The sequence below is a fragment of the Burkholderia sp. BDU5 genome (assembly GCF_001522845.1).
Classification (GTDB): Bacteria; Pseudomonadota; Gammaproteobacteria; order Burkholderiales; family Burkholderiaceae; genus Burkholderia; species Burkholderia mayonis.
The window spans coordinates 1-5,039 of record NZ_LOWC01000014.1 but is presented as its reverse complement, the minus strand read 5'-3'; the positions used below and the strand labels follow the sequence as shown (position 1 = coordinate 5,039).

Annotated in this window: 4 protein-coding genes; 3 read left to right on the top strand and 1 reads right to left on the bottom strand. The window is 56.6% G+C overall.

The genetic code is table 11. From position 1 onward, the window contains the following. From WS69_RS03260 to WS69_RS29945, 3 genes are all read left to right on the top strand, one after another. Window positions 1-1,860: DUF3274 domain-containing protein (locus WS69_RS03260; protein ID WP_059469384.1), on the top strand; the 1,860-nt coding region annotated here is incomplete at its 5' end. A 41-nt stretch (window positions 1,861-1,901) separates the two neighbouring features. Next, window positions 1,902-3,551, top strand: a complete 1,650-nt coding sequence (locus WS69_RS03255) for a type VI lipase adapter Tla3 domain-containing protein (protein ID WP_231747060.1) — start codon at window positions 1,902-1,904, stop codon at window positions 3,549-3,551. Between the two features lie 63 nt (window positions 3,552-3,614). After that, window positions 3,615-3,875, top strand: a complete 261-nt coding sequence (locus WS69_RS29945; protein WP_082715904.1) for a PAAR domain-containing protein — start codon at window positions 3,615-3,617, stop codon at window positions 3,873-3,875. A 277-nt stretch (window positions 3,876-4,152) separates the two neighbouring features. Here the strand turns inward: WS69_RS29945 and WS69_RS03250 are convergent. After that, window positions 4,153-5,039: restriction endonuclease (locus WS69_RS03250; RefSeq protein ID WP_231747059.1), on the bottom strand; the 887-nt coding region annotated here is incomplete at its 5' end.

The following is a 5,039-nucleotide window of genomic DNA, read 5'->3' as shown; positions in this document are numbered from 1 at the left end:
GTGAACGGAAATCGGCTCGATGCACACTTTGCAAAGGCCGGCGGATTCTTTGCCAACGCAACCAACAACATCCCGCAGATGTACGGTCGAGGTTTCGAGCCGGACTTGAAAACGCGCCTTGTGATGCGCAACGCAGTGGCTGGGAACAGCGTGTTCGCGGGCAAAGCGCCTGACCGGCGCTATTTCGTACTGGCAGCGACGCGACTGGCGAACCTCATCAAGACGATTCGCACAATCCAGCCGAAGGCGTTGGCCTCTGAGCATGGCATAGACCCTCGGCATGAAACCATTACAGTGTTGGGCCACAGTCAGGGGACGATCATTACCCTGCTGGCACAGGCGATACTTAAGCAACAGGGGCAGCGTTGCGTTGATTGCATCATCATGGTGGACACACCCTACAGCCTCTACGCAACGGAAGACGACGGCAACCAGACCGGCCACGGAAAGCTGAAAACGCTGATCGATATCGTCAATGTGGTTACGAGCGAGCCGCATACCGTTCCCGATCTGGCAGACCTGCTGATCACTGCGGAGCAATCAGGTGGTCGAGCAGGCGCGAACTGGAGCAAGACCTGCGGAAAGCGGCTGGACAAGAACGGTAAGAGTTGGATTACGTTCGACGAGCGAGACAATCGCGGCAAGGTGTATCTGTACTTTTGTCCTGAAGATACTGTGGTCGGCCTCAAGAAAGTGCACGGAATCGGGACGTTTGGCGTACCCGATGAAGTGCCTGCCGACGGAACTGCCGCCAAACATGGCAAGACCATGCCGGCCATGACGGCCCTTGCGCCCAAGCGTTTCCACCAGCGCATGTGGACGCGGATGGAGCGCGATGATAACGGCAATGGCAAGTTCAAGAAGGTGCTGGTCGGCACATCACCTGCGCGGGTGCCCGTGCGCGACCGGTTCGAGCGACTTACACCTGGACCTGATACGGACGGAACTATGTTGGGAACGGTGCTTGAATCGAGCAAGAATGCTGCTCTACAGGCGTCATTTACTCGTAACGATATCCGCTTTATTAACGGTGAGGAACTGAAGCCGCCGTGCGAACCCGACTTGTACGGTGGTGAAATCGTGAAAGGTGGCCCACGTCCCGGCCACGCCGACGTGGCGGGGATGATGACGCCAGACGACGTCACGAAGAATGTTTCGTTGGGCAATCAATACGCGTCATTCAAATGGATTACCGTCGAGACGACGCGTAATCCGCTGACTAGCATCGAGTCTTACAAGACTGCTTTCAATCAGGGCAAGGCGATCGACGGTCAGTCGCAGAATTGGCGGGTGGTCCCGGACACATCGGTGACCTCAATGGTCAAGAACGCATTGCTTCCGATCGTTCCGCCGCAGTATCTCATTCAACGAGAGCAAACCCCGAATGAAGCTCGTCTGGACATGCAGCAGAATCCGGACGCTCGAGAACCCAACAATTACCATTCGGGTGTGCTGCACAGCACGGAGAATCATCGGTGGGTGACCGCGATGGATGTCGCGATTGGCCAGGCCGTAACGCTCGATGATCCGGTTTGGCGTGAATTGCTGATCCTGATGGCAGACTGGAAAATGGACCGCGCCGCGGTTATCAAGATCAAAGGCAATGCAAACTTCGGCCGTCTTCCGCCGAAGACACAAGAATTCATTCTAGCCTGTTCCAATTATTACATCTCCGGTACCTTCCCGGAGGAGCACGTATCCGCGACCATGCCGCCGCTGGTGACCAGTGAATTGACGCCAGCGGCCGTCGCTGCGCAGGAGCAGGCTCAGGCGGAATACTACAAGCAGGAGGCGCAGAAGGCCCAGATGATGTACGGGAATAAGACGCTCGGGGAAGTCTTCCAGGGGATGCCGCGATGATCGCGAGACCGCGAATTTGGCCGTATGCTACCGCGTTCGTGATGGTGGCGATTATCTGGACCATTCTTGTGATGGCGCGACACTACAGTTATTGGCAAACGACCGGGCAGGAGATGCCGCATATGGGAAGTAGTATTCGGAATGGGGTGTTGGTGGTCTTGGCGTTGGTAGCTCTGGCGTATGGCGTGAGCGTCGCGTGGCTGCATCGGTCTTCGGTGCCGGCTACTGCAGCGTCCGATCTCCCGGTGCCGGGTGATCAAAGGAGCGAAGCAGTTGTAGCACATGGCTTCAACGGTTCGCCTACGATGCTGTCGCAGACCGGGCAGAAGTACGTGCTCGAGGTGCGCGGCCTAGGGATTGTGACGGGATGGGAAACTAACGCGGAAATATGGAAAAAAATCGAGATCAAGAACGATAACCATATGACGTATATGTCGCAGAATCCGGCCGATTATCCGGCGAGCGATGACGAGAGAATGACCAATTTTGGTGTCGTTATCGGTACGAGCTTTGAACTTGCTGCTCGTCATGCCGTTGAATACTGGCCGGTCCCAGTGATCATTTGGGGGCCGCCCAAAGACAAGAAGAATGATGGCAGAGCCGCTGCGGAGATTGCCGACCTTCGTCAGAAGGCAAGTCTCGGTGTCACACTATTCTTGTGGCAGGAGGATGCCAATACTTCTGACGGTGCGGGGATGATCGAGAAGCTGTTCGCATTTTTTGACGCGCACCCGGATGTTCCGTCGACGTTGGTAGTCAGTCAGGACGGGTCGATGCTGCGCTCGCTTCTCGTTGCACCGGGTAGCGGTGGTCCGTCATTCGCGGGACACATAATCCCCGAGCTTCCGGACAGTATGGGGGCCATCCTCGTTTCCCGTTCTGATCGAGTCGACAAACTCATTCGCCCATACGCCGTCGAACAGACAGGACGGATCAACCGGAACAATACCGAATACGACGTTATCAAGTTGTGGAATTTCTTTTGGGAGCAGAACGACGATCGCGGTCCCGATAGTTTCACTGCTCATTTCATCGAACAGGAAAAGCAGGCCGGCGTCCAATATCCGGGAGCAATTGGCGTCATGTCGTCTACGTGGTGGCAGGCGCAATTGCCGGCGTTCTGGAAAACCATCGACAACAAGGGGCCGGGCCAGTTCACGCCAATACCGTATATTCCAGTGCGCTGGACGACGTGGCAGGTCAAGCAATTCGATGATGCACCCTTGCTCGGCTATCTCCATCGTCCGGTTGACGTAAAGCTGACCGACGATCACGGACAACCACTCAAGACTGCGGCTCAGGCGGCAGCGCTGAAAGCGGGTTGGGAGCAGGCCGTCGCAACGTTGCCAGACGGGAAGGGGCCGAAACGCGTGTTTTACGATACGACTGGCGATCGGCTGTGGGCGGTGCCGCTGAATCAAGCGCTCGCGCAAGTAGGCGGGGTGGCCCCGAGCCTGAGCGATGTCAAGGATGGCTACGACATCGGTGCGCGCATAGGTAACACGGGGGTGAGTTCACCACTTGTTCAAATCGGTTTGGGGCTGATTGCAGGCTATCAGGATGATGGCGCCAGTGCGACGGTGAACCGACGGCCCAACGGTACAGCGAGCATCGTCATGGTTAGTCCACCTGACGCCACGAGTAAAGCGGCGTGGGCTCAGAAGAACAACGGGGCGAATCCGTTTCAGTAATCGCGACGTGACCCGATATAGTCGTAGCTGCGTTTGATCTTGAATAACTTTGGAGGGGAATCGATGCGAGGTGTGATTCGAGTGGGTGACTCGACGGACCGAGGTTGTCAGGTCAAGACTGGCAGCGAACGATCCGTGGTGATAGGGCGTCCAGTTGCTCGGGTCGGCGATCGCTGTACCTGTCAGGCGGGACTTGGCGAATGCGAAATTCTTGAGGGTGATGAGCACGTCCGGATCGACGGACGTGCGGTTACCTTCGATGGTCACCGGACGTCATGTGGGGCCGTTTTGATCTCGTCAATGCCTACTTCCGGTCGAGTTTAGGCAACTGCTGACTAAACCTGAGCGGCATTGCTGCTGCGAGCGTTTTTTTATGCGCTACAGATTTGCTACAGCACAGGGCGGGAGCCTTGCTGGATAAGCCTTGCGCTTATCATTCCATCCCCTGAACTACGGGAGGGAGCACTACGGCATCGCTCACGAGCGGCTTACCTGCGTATCGATAGGGGAGGTGGAAAGTTGCTTTGTGCCCGAGTTCGCGAGTCAATTCGACGCGAAATCGCGAAGTCACCTTTCGGCCAGGAGCAGACGCTCACAAGGGCTACGAGAGGATTTGTAGGAAGGGATTCTTGTCAACAATGGCCGCGTGTGACTTCTTCTTCAAGAATGAAATCAGGTCATCACGTCGATGCAATAGCATGACGATTTCACGCAACGAGCAAAGCAGCATCGTCTTTTGAGCGAGCGCGGCAGCGCATTCCTTGACCACGGGTTCGGTAAAGCCTTCGGACGAGATGAAGATGCCGCGAGCGTTCGCGCGGAGGAACAAGCGACTGAGGTGGGGAAAGAATTCACTGGTGCCGACAGGCGAGTTGAGCCACTTCATCTCAACGAGGTAAACCGCACCGTCAAGCTCGATCACACCATCGATCTGTTCGACCACAATCGATGTGTCCGGGTCTTTGCGGCGGAAGTCCTCTCGGACGAGAATTCCATACGCGCTGAACAGGTCGTTTAGAACGCCTTCGAGCAGCGTGCCGCGTTCATGGGGCTTATCGTCCATACCGAACAGCGCCACAAGTCGAGTATTGACCCCCTCAATTTTGGAGCGCCTGTCGGCTGCTGCTGCCAGCTCGGCGTTCTGACGAGCCCGCGTGGCTTCGCGCTCAGCATCTCGCTCTTGCTTCATCCGCGTGAATGAGTCCTTTGCGTTGACTGCGTCTCGCACGCTTGCGACGAGCCCTTTCGCTTTCAGCCGGTCTTCTGGCCAGCAGGTATCGAAGCTCTCGAACTCCACCACGCGCCGGATGATCTCGCGCCGTGGGCGCAAACCACTATCACCGCGCGCATTGACCTTAGTAAGCACCATGTGTGAACGCCGGTCCAAATCCGACACTAAACGACGGCGTTTTGGAATTGAGCGTTTGAAGTGGCCGTGCTTGGAAGATGATGTTTGCGGGGTAGCGACGCTGCGGATGCCTGACGCTT